The sequence below is a fragment of the Stenotrophomonas koreensis genome, assembly GCF_001431525.1.
Taxonomy (GTDB): domain Bacteria; phylum Pseudomonadota; class Gammaproteobacteria; order Xanthomonadales; family Xanthomonadaceae; genus Stenotrophomonas; species Stenotrophomonas koreensis.
In genome coordinates, this window is sequence record NZ_LDJH01000006.1 from 136,635 (window position 1) to 150,772 (window position 14,138).

Genomic DNA, 14,138 nt, shown 5'->3' on the forward strand with positions numbered 1-14,138 from the left:
CATTGCGGCCACGGCACAGGGTGTGGCGCGGGCACCGTCGGACGTCTCGTGCCCGACGGCGGCACCGCGCGGCTGCGCTCAGCGCATGGGGTCAGGCAGGATCCGCTTGAGCACATGGGTATTGCCAAGCACTTCGATCTGGCCGCCGGCATTGCAGAAGGCATCAACATCGGCAGCGATACGCTCGTGGCTCAGTTGTCCTGGCCCGTTCCTGCGTTCGCTCAGTGGGGTGTTGCGCGGTTGCTTGGCGGTCTTGCTCGATGGACGTGGCATGGTCCCTCCGGTCAGTGGTCAGTTGTGAAGCGTCAGTGCAATTCCCTTGCGCATGCGCGCGGAATATTCTTCGCGTGTACTGCGGCAATACGGCCCATTCATGGCAAAACGGCGACAGGTCCCGGGACGCTGCTCATAGATCGAACAGCGCATGTGCAGGTTGTCGATGGCAACACACCAGCCCTCCTCGTTGCGGGCCATTACATGCAGGCCCTCCGGGGTGGTTGCCGTGAGGTGGCCTGGCACCCGGTCTTCGGGCATCAGCACCACCGTCAAACGACAACATACCGCATCACAGTGGTGGCAGCTGGCAGTGGGGTCTGCAGCGGGAGCGGGGCAAGCGGACATGCGCGTCTCCGGAAGGGGGAGCCTGGCAGCGCCGCCATCAACAGGCAGGGCAGGATGCAGGCATGCCGCCGGGCGCGAGCCGGCAGGCGTAGAGCAGACAGGACCTGGGGCGACGGCTGGGCGTGGCGGCAGGAAGAAGGAGCGGTTGCCGGTTGGCAGGCCCGCCCCATCCTACGCGCTTTGGCTGCGGGCGTGTGAACCGTCACCGGTCCGCCAGGCCCGGCACCGCTCAGTCGGCGCCGGCAGCAGCGTGATAAGCCAGACCGTTGACCACACCGAAGGAGGGATCGCCGGTCACCAGTTGCGCGCCGGGAAAGGCCGCGGCAGCTGCGGCACGCAGGTAGGGCGCGCGCGACATGCCACCGGTGACGAAGACCACGGCCGGGTCATGGCCGATGTCGGCACGGACCTGGGCCAACAGGCTGTTGAGCTCGCGCAGATAACTGCTGGCGGCCTGGTCCAGCAGCGCAGCGTCGGTGCTCACTTCCAGGCCCGGTTCGATGAAAGCCAGCGCGTTGGCATGCAGGCTTTGGCTGCTCAGCGCAATCTTGCAGGCTTCCACCTCGCGGTACAGGCGCGCGGTGTTGCCGGTTTCCTGCAGCGCTTCAAGGCGCGGGCCGTAAGGGGCGGGGACCTCGTCGTACTTGTGGGTGCGGAAATCGCGCTGGCGCGGCATGTCCTGCACCATCGCCGCCTCGACGTAGTGATGGTTGGGCACCCGGGTGATGCCACGGCCGAACAGCGGCATGTAGCTGGACAGGCTCAGGGCCAGGTCGATATCGGTACCGCCGCGGGCAACACCCCAGGCGCGGTGCACCTGCGGAGCCTGGTCACCACCGACGCTGGCATGGGCGATGTCGGTGGTGCCGCCGCCGATATCCACCACCACCACGTCGTGGCGCTGGTGGCTGGCGGCGTGGTGGGCCATGGCCGCAGCGGCGGGTTCCTCGAGGAACTCCACCGCATCGAAGCCGGCCGCGGCGGCGGCCTCGCGCAGTATCGACAGCGCCTGCTCGTTGCCGGCATCGCCGATGGAGGAGCGGAACTGCACCGGGCGGCCCAGCACCGCGCTGCGGATGGTCCGACCGAACTGGCGGCTGGCGGTCAGGCGGATGTGTTCCAGGATGTGGGCGGCAATGCCGGCGATGGTCTGGCGCGCACGCGGGTGCAGCTGGTAGCCGAGCATCGACTTCGGGCTCTGCACCAGGTTGCCTTCCTCCTCGATGAAGTAGGCATCCAGCGCGGCATCGCCGTACACCGCGTTCTGCAGCAGGGTGGTGGAGCTGGCCGGCTCGCGCATGCGCGCTTCCATCCATTCCCGGCGCACGATGCGGATGGCCTCGCTGCGCATGGCCTGCAGCGTGCGGTTGCGTCCGGTGGCGCGGGCGTCACGGCTGAAGCCGTCCACCAGCTGATCAACCTGGGCGGCCATCGCATCGTCCAGTTCGAACTGGTCGGCATCGCGCATCACATCGGGAAACCACACCGTGGTGCGGAACTGCTGGGCGCCGTCAAAGTCCACCGGCACCACGGTGCCGTCCACCAGGGCGGCGGCGGCGCAGTTGCTGGTGCCAAAATCGATGCCGAGGCGCATGGGCCCACCGGGTCTGCAAAAGGGGGCGGGCACTGTGCGGCAAGCGGCCGGGGCAGGCAAGCCACGGCCGTTTGCCGATTCAGCTGAATGTGATCAGCTGTGGACCGGGTAGACGGCCTGGATGGAGCACTGGCCGGTGATGGCAGTGGCGATGTTGCCGCCGATGTCTTGCGGCGGCAGCAGGAAGGAGCCGGCATAGGCCAGGGCCGGGCTGCTTTCATTGACGAAGGTGTCGCGCACGGCCACCACGCGGTCTCCGGCATTGCCGCAGATCACACCCAGGCCCATGCCCGAGCGGAAGAACACACTCGGACTGGAGCTGAGCATCGGGCAGCTGCCCGACAGTTCCACCGCGTAGGTGCTGTTGCCGGCATTGCGGCGCGGCGAGACCTGGACAACAAGGCCATCGGGGGTTTCGTTCCAGCTGCGCATCTGGGCCGGGTCGAAGCAGTAGTCGGCGGTGCCGACAAAGCCACGGGCATAGCGGTCATCGCGGTTGATGCCGGCCTGGGCGGTCACCTCCACCGTGTCCAGGGTGGTGCCGTCGGCGCTGTGGCTGCCGTGTTGATTGCGCACGGCCTGACGTGCGGCCTGGGCGTATTGGCGGCTGTCGATCGGGGTCACGCTGGCCACCGGACAGCGGCTGCCGGCAGCGGTGACTGTTTCATTCGGACCACCGCAGACCCAGCCGCCGGGTGCGCGCAGGGACAGTTGGCTGTCACGATCCAGGCCAGGGCAGCTGGTCGCCAGTTGCACGCGGTAGTGCTGCTGGCCGGTGGCCACTACCACGGTGGTGTCATCGCTCTGGTACATGCCGGTGGTCTGGCGGGCATCCAGGCAGTGTGCGGCGGGGGCGGTACGTGGTTCGGCCATGGCCGGCTGGGCAACGGCCGTGGCCAGGGCGAGCAACAGGACGCTGGACATGATTACTCCTTGACTGTGCAGGGGTCATCGGAATGTAAGCCATGCCCGGGCCGGGTGCCAGCGGCCGGGCGGCTACACTAGGGCTTTGAAACAAGCCGTTGGAGGCTGCCATGTCGAACGTCCCCGCCTGCCCGCAGTGCACGCTGGAAAACACCTATGCCGATGGCGCACTGATGATCTGTGCCGACTGTGGCTTTGAATGGGCGGCCGGCGATGCCGATGCCACGACGGGGGTCGTGGTGCGCGACAGCAACGGCAATGTCCTGGTCGCCGGCGATACCGTGACCGTGATCAAGGACCTGAAGGTCAAGGGTTCCTCGATCCCGCTCAAGCAGGGCACGGTGATCCGCAACATCCGCCTGGTCGAGGACGATGCCGAACACATCGAAGGCAACTCGGACAAGATCAAGGGCCTGGTGCTGAAGACCTGCTTCCTGCGCAAGGCCTGAGTCATAGCCTGTAGTTGTCCACCGCGGCTGTGTGCAGCGGTGGACAAAGCCTGTGGAAAACCCTTGCCAGCCCCTGTGCGGCAAGGGTTTTTTTGTGCCTGATGAAAAAATGTCCAGATGCAGGAGGAGGACGCGTGCATTGTCCCGTCTGCCGCCATCGACCGGCCGATGTGCGTGGCTGCAGGCCCGGGTGGACAAGCCTTTTGGCAATCTGCGCAGCGCCTGTCAGCAGGCTGTGGCCAAGTGGCCGGGGAGGGCGCCGGCAGCGCCCTGCGTTGCTGGCCGGAGCATTTGTCCACGGCGGGTGTGGGCCAAGGTGCGGCAAATATGTGGATAACCGCAGCGGAGCATTGCCCCGCAAGGGTTTGCAGTGGCTGGTCAAAATTTGGCCAGTTGCCGGAACCTTGCCCACAGCCCATGTGCACAGAACCTGGGCAAGCATGTGGATAAGCCGCGGCAGGCCAGCTGGCACAAGGCTTCGCCAATGTTGGCGATAAATTGTCCAGTGTGCGCCGTGCCGCGGTTGCGCCTGCTAGTATCCCCAACCCGCCGTTGCGTTGTTCTGGCGCCCGCTTTTGCAGCGGCGCGCGCGCTGCCATGTCCAAAAAGACCTACCCGTCCTCGGCCGAGGCCCAGCTGTCGTTGGGCTTTGGCAATGACATTCCGACCCAGCGGCTCTACTTTGCCGTCGTGCCGGAGCCGGAGGTGTGCGAGCGGATTGGCGAATTGGCCGAGGCCCTGCGCAGTGAGCATGGGCTGCAGGCGGTGCTGACCGGCGAAGAGGTGCCGCTGATCATCCTGCAGCACATCGGCGACTTTGCCGGGGTCAATGCCCGTCTGCTCGGGCGTATCTGCCAGGCCGCGCGCAAGGTGCAGCGGCCGGCCTTCGAGGTCTGTTTCGATTACGTCGGCTCGTTGCCCGGTGATGGCCGCTACCCGTTCGCCCTGCAGTGTGGCCCCGGGGCCGACCTGCTGCTGGACCTGCAGGCCGATATCCTCAAGGCCATGCAGCCGGTGCTGGGCCGGATCCGGCCGGGGCTGCCGCCGCATATCCCGATGTTGACCGACAGCCGCCAGGTGGCCGAACAACCGGTGCAGTCGATGCGCTGGCTGGTGCGTGAGTTCGTGCTGCTGCGCCAGTTCCTGGGCCAGGATCGCGAAGAGCTGGAAGGCATCTGGTCGCTGGGTTGAGTGCTGTCGCCCTTGCTGCAGGCATCAGCTTGTGCCGATGATGGAGCGATGAGCGATTCCCCCCTTTTTCCACCACTGCAGCTGCCGGCGCCGATGCTGGAGCAGCTGCGCGCGCTGCATGCGCAACCGCCGCGGGCCTACCACCATTTCGGCCATGCCCAGGCGGTACTGCAGCACTGTGGCCAGGTGGCTGCCGGACCGGGCTGGCAGCAGCCGGCGGTGGCGCAGCTGGCCGCGCTCTACCACGATGCGGTCTACGTGCCCGGACGCAGCGACAACGAGGCGCGCAGTGCCGCGCTGGCCGCACAGGCGGTGGCGCGCTGGCTGCCCGATGCTGGCATCGATGTGCCGGCCCTGGTCCGCATGATCGAACTCACCGCCCGGCATGGCCAGCTGGAGCCGTCCCAGGTCAGTACCGACCAGGCCCTGTTCCTGGATTGCGACATGGCCATCCTGGCGGCACCGTGGCCGGTATTCAGCCGTTATGACGCCGACATCGCCAGCGAGTTTGCCGGGGTGGTGCCGCGCTGGCTGTTTGCCTGGCGCCGGCGGGCCTTTCTCAAGGCCCTGCTCAAGCGGCCGCGGATCTACCTCAGTGACTGGGGGCATGGCTGCTTCGATGCCCCGGCCCGGGCCAACCTGTCACGCCGTTTGCTGCAGGGCGTGGCGTGATGATTAGAATCACCGATGTCTGGTTGAACCCGCCTGGCGGGCAAGGTAATGACTGATCCTGTTGATGACCCACGGCCGCTGCCCCCTCAGCCGCCCGCCGATAACGAATGCTGTGGCAGTGGTTGCCCGTTGTGCGTGCTGGATCTTTACAGCGAGGAACTGGCTGCCTACCGGCTGCGTCTGGCGCAGTGGCTGCAACGCCATCCCGAGCAGGCGTGAACAACCCTGACCTCCGGCGTGTGCGCGGGTTGGCCTGGGCCGGTGTGCTGGGCTGTGTGTTTTTCCTGGTCGCGGCTGGCCTGTTGCAGCTGACCCGCAGTGACCTGGATCCCTGGCAGCACACCTTGAGTTTTTATCTGCATGGCCCCGGCAGCCTGTGGCTGTGTCTGGCTTACCTGTTGCTCGGTGTGGCGATGGCCGCCGGCGGCCGGCTGCTCTGCCGTCTGGCGCCGGCGCCGTCGCCTGCCGGGCAGGCGGTGATGGCCTGCCTGGCCGTGGCCGGTGTCGGGCTGGTCTGCGTGGCTACCGGTGACCGCCTGTTTCCACCGGATCAGTTGAGCAGGCCGGGCCTGTTCCATCATTTCACCGCCTATTGCGCGTTTGCCGCCGTGTTGCTGGCGCTGCCGGTCCAGGCTTTGCGCTTTGTCGCCCACCCGGGCTGGCAGCGCTGGGCCTGGACAGCGGCAATCGGCACCTTGCTGTGCTGGAGCCTGGCCTGGCTGCATGTCGCCGGCGTCGCCTGGCTGCCACGCGGCGGTGGCCAGAAACTGCTGATCGCGCTTCTGGTCAGCCTGCTGCTGGCGGCGCTGCTTGGCTTGTTGCATCGTCTTGCTGCAAAGCACGGCAACAGCAGGGACAATGCCGGCACGACTTTTTCAAGCGATGCAAACCACCACCATGATTGAACGCTTTGACTGCGGCCCGCGCCTGGCCGAAATGACCGTGCACAATGGCGTGGCCTACCTGGCCGGGCAGGTTCCCGAAGACACCAGTGCCGACATCACCGGGCAGACCGCCCAGGTGCTGGCCGAGATCGATGCGCTGCTGGCCCGTGCCGGCACCAGCAAGCAGCACATCCTGCGCGCCGAGATCTTCCTGGCCGACATCAACGATGCCCCGGGCATGAACGTGGCCTGGGATGCCTGGGTACCGGCAGGGCACGCCCCGGCCCGCGCCACCATGGAAGCCAAACTGGTGAACAAGGACTGGAAGGTGGAGATCGTCATCACTGCCGCCATTGCCTGATCCAGGCGGGCTTCTGGTGCAACGAAACCGGGCGCCGCAGGGCGCCCGGTTTCGTTGTTGCCGTTGCTCGGCTCAGTAGCGGTAACTGATGTTGGCCATCCAGGTGCGGCCCACTTCCAGGTCGGCACGGAACAGGTCACCGTTCGGGCCGGTCAGGCGGCCACGCTGGGCACCGAACAGGTTGCGGCCTTCCAGACGCACCTGCCAGGCCGGGTTGATCATCCACTTGGCGGTCAGGTCATAGGTGGTGAATGGCTTGATCCAGATGTTCTTCCACGGCTCGACAGCAAACTCTTCCAGGTACTTGCCCTGGTGGTTGGCCGACAGGCGGATTTCCGAGCCGCGTGGCAGGGCCCAGAACAGCGACGCATTGCCGGCCACCTTGGACTGGTACTGCAGCTGGTCCAGTGCCAGCTTCTGGCCCTGGTAGAGGTAGGAGGACTTGCCTTCCACCAGCATCAGGTTGAACGAGGCGCCCAGCGGGGCCAGTGCCGGATGCAGGGCCGCGAAACTGCTGTTGACCACACCCAGTTCCAGGCCGGTGTAACGGGTGCGCTCGCCATTGATCGGCGAGGTCACCGTCCATACCTGGCCATCGATGGTCTCCTGCTGGGATACCGACAGGATGTCATCGTCGATCTGCTTGTTGAACACCGTCGCGGTGAGCATGCCCAGGCCATCGCTGAAGTAGAACTCAGCGCCCAGATCCAGGTTGGTGGACCGGCGTGGCTGGATCTGCGGGTTGCCGCGGTTGATGGTCAGCTCCAGCTCGTCCACGTTTTCCACCGTGGCGATGGATTCGGGATTGGGGCGGCCCAGGGTCTGCGAGGCCGATGCCTTGAGCTTCCATCGCGGGCTGATTGACCAGCTGGCATTGAGGTAGGGCAGCCATTCGCTGGCGCTGTCACTGGCCTTGGCCTGGCCTTCCAGGATCTGCCCGCCCAAGGCCCGGGCCATGCGTGCGTCGAACTGGGTGCGGTCCAGGCGCAGGCCGGCAGACAGGCGCAGGGTGTCGGTGGAGTACAGGCCGTTGATGTAACCGGCCACGGTACGTTCGTCGTACTGGTAGTCATTGACCAGGCTGTTGTAACGCGACAGCGCCGGGTCCACGGCCAGGGTCGGAACCACGTTGTTCCAGAACTGGTCGGCATCCAGCCACAACGCCGGCTGGCTGTAGCCGGGGATGGCGAAGTCCGGGATGAAGGAGATGCCTTCCAGGGTGGCCTGGCGCTGGCGGTAGTAGGTCGCGTCGATGTCGCGCTGCATGTCCATCTGGCGCACTTCCAGGCCAGCGGTGAAGCCCAGGCCACGGTCGTCGGCATCGGCGTTGTGGCCGAAGTCCGCCCGCAGGTGCGAAACGTAGGAATGCGCCTCGCGCACGTCGCGGTAGGTATTGCGGTTGCTGAAGTTGGCCCCGTCCAGCAGGGCGCTGGCGTTGGCGGGGTCGAAGCTGGCCAGCTTGCCGGACATGTCGTAGTCCAGGCGGGTATTGGGGTTGTAGACGAAGGTCACAAACGGCCGGGTGGACTGGTACCAGGCGCGTGAACGGCCAGCATCCACACGCAGGCGGTTGTCATCGTCGATGGCCCAGTCCAGGTTGCCCTGCAGGCCCATCTGGTCGCGGTTGAAATCGTTGTAGCGCCACTGCGAGTCCACCCCGCGGATGCGGGCGCTGCCACTGCTGGCAGTCAGGTCCTGATGTTGGTCCAGGTTGAACACGCGGTTGGTGTTGCGGGTTTCCTGCTCATCGGAGTAGTAGGCAAAGCCAAACAGCGAGGCCTGCAGGCGTTCATTGGGGCGCCAATCCAGGCGCACGGTGCCGCCATGCTTGGTGAACATGTTGGTGTAGCTGTGGGCGCCGAAGGAGTCCGGTGCGGCCACGCCATTCCAGTCCGGTGAGGTCGGTGCCACCGCCGCGCCCTGGTCGTTGTAGTACAGGCGGTTGGTGACCACGTTGTTGGACTGGGTGCGCGGGCGCTGCTGGTACATGCCGGTGACCATCAGGCCGATGGTGTCGTTGGCAAAGGTCGGCGCCCAGCTCAGCTGGGCCGAGCGACCGTAAGGCGAGTGCTTGCTGTCGCGGCCGGCGCTGTTGTCATCGGGCACGTCCATGTAGGTGGAGTAGCTGCTGCCGACGGTGGCGGTGAAGATCGACTGGCCGGCGTCGAAGGCGCTGCTGGGCACAATGTTGATCAAGCCGGCCAGGGCGCCGGCATCGTGTTCGGGGGACAACGACTTGAACGCCTGCAGCTGTTGCACTGCGCCGCTGGGAATGACCTGCAGGTTGATCTTGCGGGTGCCTTCGCCGTGGTCGCCAGTGGTGGCGATGCTCAGCCCGTTGAGGGTGACCGGCACGTAGTCGGGATGGGCCGCGCGGATGGAGGCGAACTGGCCGATGTCATCGTTGTAGACGGTGGTGACACCGGCGATGCGGCGCAGGGATTCGGCAATGGTCAGGTCCGGCAGGGCACCGATGTCATCGGCACTGAGGCTGTCGACAATGCCCGCCGATTCGCGGCGGGCATCGATTTCGGCGCGGGCCTGCAGCTGCGAGCCGGTCACGGTGATGGCATCAAGCTGATGGGCATCGGTGGCCGGGGCGGTGTCATTGGCCAGCGCGGCGGTGGCCACCGGGGCCAGCGCCAGGGCCAGCGCGGTTGGCAGCAGGCGTGGGCGGAGGCGGGCAAGCGGAGGGGATACGGACGTTTTCACGAAGGCAATTCCTGTTTCAAGCATCAAGGCCATGGGGGAGGCGCAGGCGCAGCCCTCCCCGGGCAGGCCGGGGAGGGCTGGAACGTGGTGGGTGTCAGCGGGCGAAGCGCTGGTGGAAGCCGTCCAGGGCAATGCGGAAATCGTCGCGGGCCCGGAACTGGGCGTCGCTCAGATGGGACTGCTGCTCGGCTTCCTTGTACCAGCGGCCGTAGTCGGGGACCTGGGTGCTGTACTTGCCGTAGTGGGTGGAATAGGTGCGCACATGGATGGACGGATTGTCGTCATCCAGGTTGAACTGCAGCAGGCGCAGCCAGCCATCACCGGTCAGGGTCTTGCCCTGGTGCTGCGGGGCGGCCTGGCGAGCCACCTGGCCACGCGGCTGGAAGTCCGACAACAGGTGGTGAACCAGGTTGCCCTCATCGTTGCGGGCAATCCCGTGGCCCTGGCCGCCGATGTGGCCGCTGAGCACCAGGAAGATCTGGTCGTGCTGGCTGATGAAGTCATCCCAGACCATCTGCGGGTTGTTGTCCTGCGGATCGACCAGGCTCATATCCAGCGAGCCGCCGACGGCAAAACGGCCGGCGCGATCAGTGAACTTGTGGGTGGTGACGATGGTCGGCACACCCGGGTGCTGCTTGATCACCCGGCGCGCCCAGGCCAGCGAGCTGTCCGGCGCATCGAACTGCAGGCCGATGTGCAGCAGCTGGCACTGCCCGGCGTTGATCAGCTGGGCGCTGTCGGCACCGCCGTCATTGGAGGCCACATACCAGGGCTTGTCCTTGAACAGCGGGGACTGGTCAGAGAACACCGAACGGAAACCATCCAGGCCGCCGAAGTGGCGGATGCCCTGGTGCAGGCCGTAGGCGTTGTCCGGGTCGGGCAGGTGGCGATGGTCCACCCACACCGCGTCGTAATCGTGGTTGCCCGGCACGATGGAGAACGGCAGCGCACCGTCCAGCAACTGCATGCTGGCCAGGGCCATCGGGATCTCGTGGTTGCGTACCCCGTCCGGGAACACGGCCGGCTGGCCGTCGGTCTGTGCTTCGGTGGCGGCAATCAAGCCGCGGGCGGCATGGCCCGGGTCAACGCGCTGCACGCGGTTCTGCCAGATGTCGCCCAGGTGGGTGGCAAACACAATGTTGCCGCCGTTGCTGGCGGCATTGTCGGCAATCCAGCGGATCTGCTGCTGGAACATCCTGTGGCCGTCAACCGGGAAGCCGGCCGAACGCTGATGACGGAAATCCAGGTAGTTCTGGCTGTCAGGGATGGCGGCAATGGTGAAGCTGCCACACTGGCCATTGCGCCAGGCCGGGGACGTTTGCTCGGTGGCCAATGCCTGGCCAGACAAGGTGCAAGCCAACAGGCTGGCCAGCAGGGAGATACGCACAGTGGATGATGCAGGCACGGAAGACTTCTCGGACACGGGGGAGTCCAGGCCCGGTCGTCAGTGCATCGCATGATCAAGTGCGCCACACAGGCGCCTGCCCAGGTGGGGGTCATTGCAGCGCGTTTGCGTTACGCGCTGGTGACTTTGTGATGACCGTCAAATGTCACGCCTTGCGCCGGTGCAGTGGTTGCACGCGGCAGGGATGAGCCTGCTGCGCGCTGGCTGCTGCCGGCGCTGTGCGGCCTTGCAGGACAAAAGCCGGCCTGCAGGCACCGCAGGGGCACTTGGGCGGCGTCTGAGTGCCGGCAGGATGGCCGTTTGTGCAGGCGCTGGGCTGCTCAGGGTAACGCGTCGCTCCAGGCGGCAAATTCATTGCCGCCCGGCTCGACGAAATGAAAGCGACGGCCGCCGGGGAACTGGAAGATGTGCCGGGCAATCACCGCGCCGGCGGCGACCACCTGGTGCTGGGTTGCCTCCAGATCGGCACGGTAGAACACCACCAGGGCGCAGCCATCCAGCGCCGGGCTATCCGGCTGGAGATAAAGAAACCACCATCCAGCCCCTGGTCGGAGAACGCGCTGTAATCGGGCGCGTAATCGACCAGGACACAGGGTTACGGGAACGTGGTTGCCGTTCCAGCTACATGAAGTAGAAAACGGTTGGCGTCAGTTTGCCGGACGCGGTGGCGGCAAAGTCGGCAATGGTGCCCGCGCGCTGCCAGCCCAGCCGGGAGTACACCGTTTCGGCGGCCGGGCCTTGCTGGGTATCAAGCACCTGCAGGGAGCGCGCCCCGGCCCGCGCCACGATGGAAGCCAAACTGGTGAACAAGGACTGGAAGGTGGAGATCGTCATCACTGCCGCCATCCCGTAAGCGGCTGCGCCAACCAGACAAAAGCCCGCCAACCGGCGGGCTTTTTTGTGCAGCAGCGGCGGGGCTCAGGTGGCCGTGGCAGACCACACCGCCAGCTCGCTGCCGCCGGGCTCGATGAAGTGGAAGCGGCGCCCGCCGGGGAAGTCGAAGATCGCCTGTTCGATCACTCCGCCGGCCGCTTCGACATTGGCCTGGGTGGCTTCCAGTGCATCGCTGTAGAGCACCACCAGGACGCTGCCATTGCGCGAATGCGCCGGCGTGGAGGCCTGGAAGAAGCCGCCATCCAGGCCGGCACCGGTGATGGCCGCGTACTGGGGGCCGTAATCGATGAAGCCCCAGCCGAAGGCCTTCTGGAAGAATGCCTTGGTGGCTGCCAGGTCGCGGCTGGGCAGTTCGACGTAGTGGATCTTGTCGTGGGAGGGATGGGACATGGCGTGCTCCGGTTGGCAGGATGCGGCCGCATGCCGCGTCACCGAAGTGGAGCACGCGTGCGGGCCGGCTGTCACCGTTGGCGGCTCAGCCGCGCAGCAGGGTCTGCGTCAGCGGGTCGGGCTGGCCGTCGAACCACTGCGCCAGCGCCCGGGTCAGGCGCGGGTCGCCGGGCGCAGCCGCCAGCATCAGGGTCAGGCAGGAGCGCAGCTTCAGCGCATCCACGGTGCCGAGCACGGTGTTGGCATCGCGGCCGCACGCGTGCAGGGCATCGAGTGCGGCAAACAGGCGTGGCCCCAGCACCGGGTCGGCCAGCCAGGCCCGGGCCTCGTCCACGCTGTTGAGCGCATACAAACGCGCTTTCTGGCTGTGGCCCAGCCCGGCCAGCTGCGGGAAGACGAACCAGCTCCAGTGCGTGCGCTTGCGCCCGGCGCGCAGTTCGCCAAGCACCTGCTCCCAGACCGGTGCCTGGGCGGTGTGGAAGCGGGAGAGATCGATGTCCGTCATGTTCAAGCTGGGCGAAACGGTCAGATCAGTTTGAGATCGATGCAGTCCACCGGGCACGGCGGGATGCACAGCTCGCAGCCGGTGCACAGGTCGGCCAACACCGTGTGCATGTACTTGGCGCCACCGACGATGGCATCCACCGGGCAGGCCTGGATGCACTTGGTGCAGCCAATGCAGTCTTCCTCCACGATCACCGCCAACTGTGGCGGCTTGTGCGTGCCGCGCGAACGGTCATAGGGCAGCGGGGCCACGCCAAGCACCGTGGCCAGCTGGCGCGCGCCTTCGTCGCCACCGGGCGGGCAGCGCTCTACCCCGGCCTCGCTGCGGGCCATGGCCTCGGCATACGGGCGGCAACCCTCGAACCCGCACTGGCCACATTGGGTCTGCGGCAGCAGGCGGTCCAGGCGTTCTACAAGCGGGGTGGTCAGGCGCGACATCGGGCAGTTTCATGGACAACAGGCCGGCATTATCGCAGCCGGCAGCCATGGCTGCCCAATGGGCGGCCGGGCCGATTCTGTTGCTGTCGGCCGCGCAGGCACAAACGGTCCGGGGCAAGGCATGGCAGCATGGTGGCTCCCTTGTCCGGCCGGCCCCATGAGCGAGCAGCGTCACACCCGCGATGGCGTGCCCGCCAGTCGTATCCAGCTGCCGGACGGTCCCTGGCACAGCGTGTTCGAAGCGCTGTGTGCGTTGTTCCCGGCCATTGCTGCGGCCACCTGGGCACAGCGCTTTGCGCGTGGGCGGGTGCTCGACGGCGCTGGCCTGCCGCTGACGCTCCAGGCGCCCTATCGGCTGGGAGCGGTGATCCACTATTTCCGAGAGGTGGTCGAGGAGTCGGTGATCCCGTTCACCGAAGCCCTCGTCCATGCCGACGAACACCTCGTGGTGGCCTGCAAGCCGCACTTCCTGCCCGTGGTGCCGGCCGGGCGCTATGTGCGCCAGACCCTGCTGGCACGGCTGACCGAGCGGTTGGACAACCCGCACCTGGTGCCGCTGCACCGCATCGACCGCGATACCGCTGGGCTGGTGCTGTTCTCGGCCAACCCCGCCACGCGCGGGCGGTATCAGGCCTTGTTCCGCGAGCAGCGCATCCACAAGGACTACCTGGCCGTCGCCGCGCCGTTGCCGCATCTGACCTTTCCGTATGTGCACCGCAGCCGGCTGGTGCCGGGTGAGCCGTTCTTCCGCATGGCCGAAGTGCCTGGCGAGCCGAACAGCGAAACCGTGATCGACGTGGTCCATCGCGGCACCGACCACTGGACCTACCGCCTGCAGCCCATCACCGGGCGCAAGCACCAGCTGCGCGTGCACATGGCCGCCCTCGGCGCGCCGTTGCTGCATGACCGCAGTTATCCGCAGCTGCTGGATCCGGCGCCGGATGATGCGGAAAAGTCGCTGCAATTGCTGGCACAGCGGCTGGAGTTTGTAGATCCTTTGAGTGGTGTGGAGCGGCGATTCGAGTCATTCAGGTCACTGGCGTGCAGGCCTGCTGGTGAGTTGGCGGAATGACGGTTCACTCTGGATTTTTTGGGCGGC

The 14,138-nt window shown here is 66.4% G+C and carries 18 protein-coding genes; 7 read left to right on the forward strand and 11 right to left on the reverse strand.

Translation table 11 applies throughout. The features are described from left to right. Positions 1-78: 78 nt before the first annotated feature. The 4 genes from ABB25_RS03115 to ABB25_RS03130 form a co-directional block, all read right to left on the reverse strand. On the reverse strand, positions 79-273 hold the full coding sequence (locus ABB25_RS03115; RefSeq protein ID WP_057663581.1) for a hypothetical protein: 195 nt from the start codon (positions 271-273) through the stop codon (positions 79-81). 18 nt (positions 274-291) lie between these two features. After that, positions 292-621 carry a YkgJ family cysteine cluster protein gene (locus ABB25_RS03120; protein ID WP_057663584.1) on the reverse strand — a complete coding sequence of 110 codons (330 nt, stop codon included), beginning with the start codon at positions 619-621 and terminating at the stop codon, positions 292-294. A 229-nt stretch (positions 622-850) separates the two neighbouring features. After that, on the reverse strand, positions 851-2,215 hold the full coding sequence (locus ABB25_RS03125) for an Hsp70 family protein (protein ID WP_057663586.1): 1,365 nt from the start codon (positions 2,213-2,215) through the stop codon (positions 851-853). 93 nt (positions 2,216-2,308) lie between these two features. Then, on the reverse strand, positions 2,309-3,139 hold the full coding sequence (locus ABB25_RS03130) for a DUF6491 family protein (RefSeq protein WP_057663589.1): 831 nt from the start codon (positions 3,137-3,139) through the stop codon (positions 2,309-2,311). 110 nt (positions 3,140-3,249) lie between these two features. Here ABB25_RS03130 and ABB25_RS03135 point away from each other — a divergent pair, with 110 nt between their 5' ends. From ABB25_RS03135 to ABB25_RS03160, 6 genes are all read left to right on the forward strand, one after another. Further along, entirely contained in the window at positions 3,250-3,588 is a 339-nt protein-coding gene (locus ABB25_RS03135) for a zinc ribbon domain-containing protein YjdM (protein WP_057663592.1), read from the forward strand. A gap of 597 nt (positions 3,589-4,185) precedes the next feature. Beyond that, positions 4,186-4,779 carry a 2'-5' RNA ligase family protein gene (locus ABB25_RS03140; protein WP_057663594.1) on the forward strand — a complete coding sequence of 198 codons (594 nt, stop codon included), beginning with the start codon at positions 4,186-4,188 and terminating at the stop codon, positions 4,777-4,779. A gap of 48 nt (positions 4,780-4,827) precedes the next feature. Beyond that, on the forward strand, positions 4,828-5,451 hold the full coding sequence (locus ABB25_RS03145; protein ID WP_057663597.1) for an HD domain-containing protein: 624 nt from the start codon (positions 4,828-4,830) through the stop codon (positions 5,449-5,451). A gap of 48 nt (positions 5,452-5,499) precedes the next feature. Then, complete coding sequence (locus ABB25_RS03150; RefSeq protein WP_057663600.1) at positions 5,500-5,670, forward strand: oxidoreductase-like domain-containing protein; 171 nt, start codon at positions 5,500-5,502, stop codon at positions 5,668-5,670. Then, positions 5,667-6,356: a DUF998 domain-containing protein gene (locus tag ABB25_RS03155; RefSeq protein ID WP_057663602.1), complete on the forward strand. Its 690-nt coding sequence runs from the start codon at positions 5,667-5,669 to the stop codon at positions 6,354-6,356. The genes ABB25_RS03150 and ABB25_RS03155 overlap by 4 nt, the downstream gene beginning before the upstream one ends. After that, positions 6,349-6,696: a RidA family protein gene (locus ABB25_RS03160; protein WP_057663605.1), complete on the forward strand. Its 348-nt coding sequence runs from the start codon at positions 6,349-6,351 to the stop codon at positions 6,694-6,696. The genes ABB25_RS03155 and ABB25_RS03160 overlap by 8 nt, the downstream gene beginning before the upstream one ends. 72 nt (positions 6,697-6,768) lie before the next feature. Here ABB25_RS03160 and ABB25_RS03165 read toward each other — a convergent pair whose 3' ends face one another. The 7 genes from ABB25_RS03165 to rnfB all read right to left on the reverse strand — a co-directional run bounded on the left by ABB25_RS03165 (position 6,769) and on the right by rnfB (position 13,039). Beyond that, positions 6,769-9,408, reverse strand: a complete 2,640-nt coding sequence (locus ABB25_RS03165; RefSeq protein WP_160319403.1) for a TonB-dependent receptor — start codon at positions 9,406-9,408, stop codon at positions 6,769-6,771. 94 nt (positions 9,409-9,502) lie between these two features. After that, positions 9,503-10,795 (reverse strand): metallophosphoesterase family protein, encoded by a 1,293-nt coding sequence (locus tag ABB25_RS03170; RefSeq protein WP_057663611.1) that lies wholly within the window; start codon positions 10,793-10,795, stop codon positions 9,503-9,505. A 338-nt stretch (positions 10,796-11,133) separates the two neighbouring features. Further along, a complete protein-coding gene (locus tag ABB25_RS14740) occupies positions 11,134-11,295 on the reverse strand; it encodes a VOC family protein (protein WP_160319404.1) in 162 nt (53 codons plus the stop codon). A 139-nt stretch (positions 11,296-11,434) separates the two neighbouring features. Continuing rightward, a complete protein-coding gene (locus ABB25_RS14840) occupies positions 11,435-11,647 on the reverse strand; it encodes a hypothetical protein (protein ID WP_211259280.1) in 213 nt (70 codons plus the stop codon). Between the two features lie 84 nt (positions 11,648-11,731). Continuing rightward, positions 11,732-12,097, reverse strand: coding sequence for a VOC family protein (locus tag ABB25_RS03180; protein ID WP_057663616.1), 366 nt, complete (start codon positions 12,095-12,097; stop codon positions 11,732-11,734). 85 nt (positions 12,098-12,182) lie between these two features. Then, entirely contained in the window at positions 12,183-12,602 is a 420-nt protein-coding gene (locus ABB25_RS03185; RefSeq protein WP_057664443.1) for a DUF1810 domain-containing protein, read from the reverse strand. Positions 12,603-12,622: 20 nt separating this feature from the next. After that, complete coding sequence (gene rnfB / locus ABB25_RS03190; RefSeq protein WP_057663619.1) at positions 12,623-13,039, reverse strand: Rnf electron transport complex subunit RnfB; 417 nt, start codon at positions 13,037-13,039, stop codon at positions 12,623-12,625. Between the two features lie 121 nt (positions 13,040-13,160). Here rnfB and ABB25_RS03195 point away from each other — a divergent pair, with 121 nt between their 5' ends. Further along, on the forward strand, positions 13,161-14,111 hold the full coding sequence (locus tag ABB25_RS03195; RefSeq protein ID WP_425477291.1) for a pseudouridine synthase: 951 nt from the start codon (positions 13,161-13,163) through the stop codon (positions 14,109-14,111). Positions 14,112-14,138 lie beyond the last annotated feature (27 nt).

Bases quoted from the DNA above. Each gene is read 5' to 3' on its own strand.
- ABB25_RS03120 (WP_057663584.1), bottom strand. From the start codon at position 621: ATGTCCGCTTGCCCCGCTCCCGCTGCAGACCCCACTGCCAGCTGCCAC.
- ABB25_RS03130 (WP_057663589.1), bottom strand. From the start codon at position 3,139: ATGTCCAGCGTCCTGTTGCTCGCCCTGGCCACGGCCGTTGCCCAGCCG.
- ABB25_RS14840 (WP_211259280.1), bottom strand. From the start codon at position 11,647: ATGACGATCTCCACCTTCCAGTCCTTGTTCACCAGTTTGGCTTCCATC.
- ABB25_RS03160 (WP_057663605.1), top strand. From the start codon at position 6,349: ATGATTGAACGCTTTGACTGCGGCCCGCGCCTGGCCGAAATGACCGTG.
- ABB25_RS03180 (WP_057663616.1), bottom strand. From the start codon at position 12,097: ATGTCCCATCCCTCCCACGACAAGATCCACTACGTCGAACTGCCCAGC.
- ABB25_RS03125 (WP_057663586.1), bottom strand. From the start codon at position 2,215: ATGCGCCTCGGCATCGATTTTGGCACCAGCAACTGCGCCGCCGCCGCC.
- ABB25_RS03195 (WP_425477291.1), top strand. From the start codon at position 13,161: ATGGCAGCATGGTGGCTCCCTTGTCCGGCCGGCCCCATGAGCGAGCAG.
- ABB25_RS03150 (WP_057663600.1), top strand. From the start codon at position 5,500: ATGACTGATCCTGTTGATGACCCACGGCCGCTGCCCCCTCAGCCGCCC.
- rnfB (WP_057663619.1), bottom strand. From the start codon at position 13,039: ATGTCGCGCCTGACCACCCCGCTTGTAGAACGCCTGGACCGCCTGCTG.
- ABB25_RS03135 (WP_057663592.1), top strand. From the start codon at position 3,250: ATGTCGAACGTCCCCGCCTGCCCGCAGTGCACGCTGGAAAACACCTAT.
- ABB25_RS03145 (WP_057663597.1), top strand. From the start codon at position 4,828: ATGAGCGATTCCCCCCTTTTTCCACCACTGCAGCTGCCGGCGCCGATG.
- ABB25_RS03185 (WP_057664443.1), bottom strand. From the start codon at position 12,602: ATGACGGACATCGATCTCTCCCGCTTCCACACCGCCCAGGCACCGGTC.
- ABB25_RS03115 (WP_057663581.1), bottom strand. From the start codon at position 273: ATGCCACGTCCATCGAGCAAGACCGCCAAGCAACCGCGCAACACCCCA.
- ABB25_RS03140 (WP_057663594.1), top strand. From the start codon at position 4,186: ATGTCCAAAAAGACCTACCCGTCCTCGGCCGAGGCCCAGCTGTCGTTG.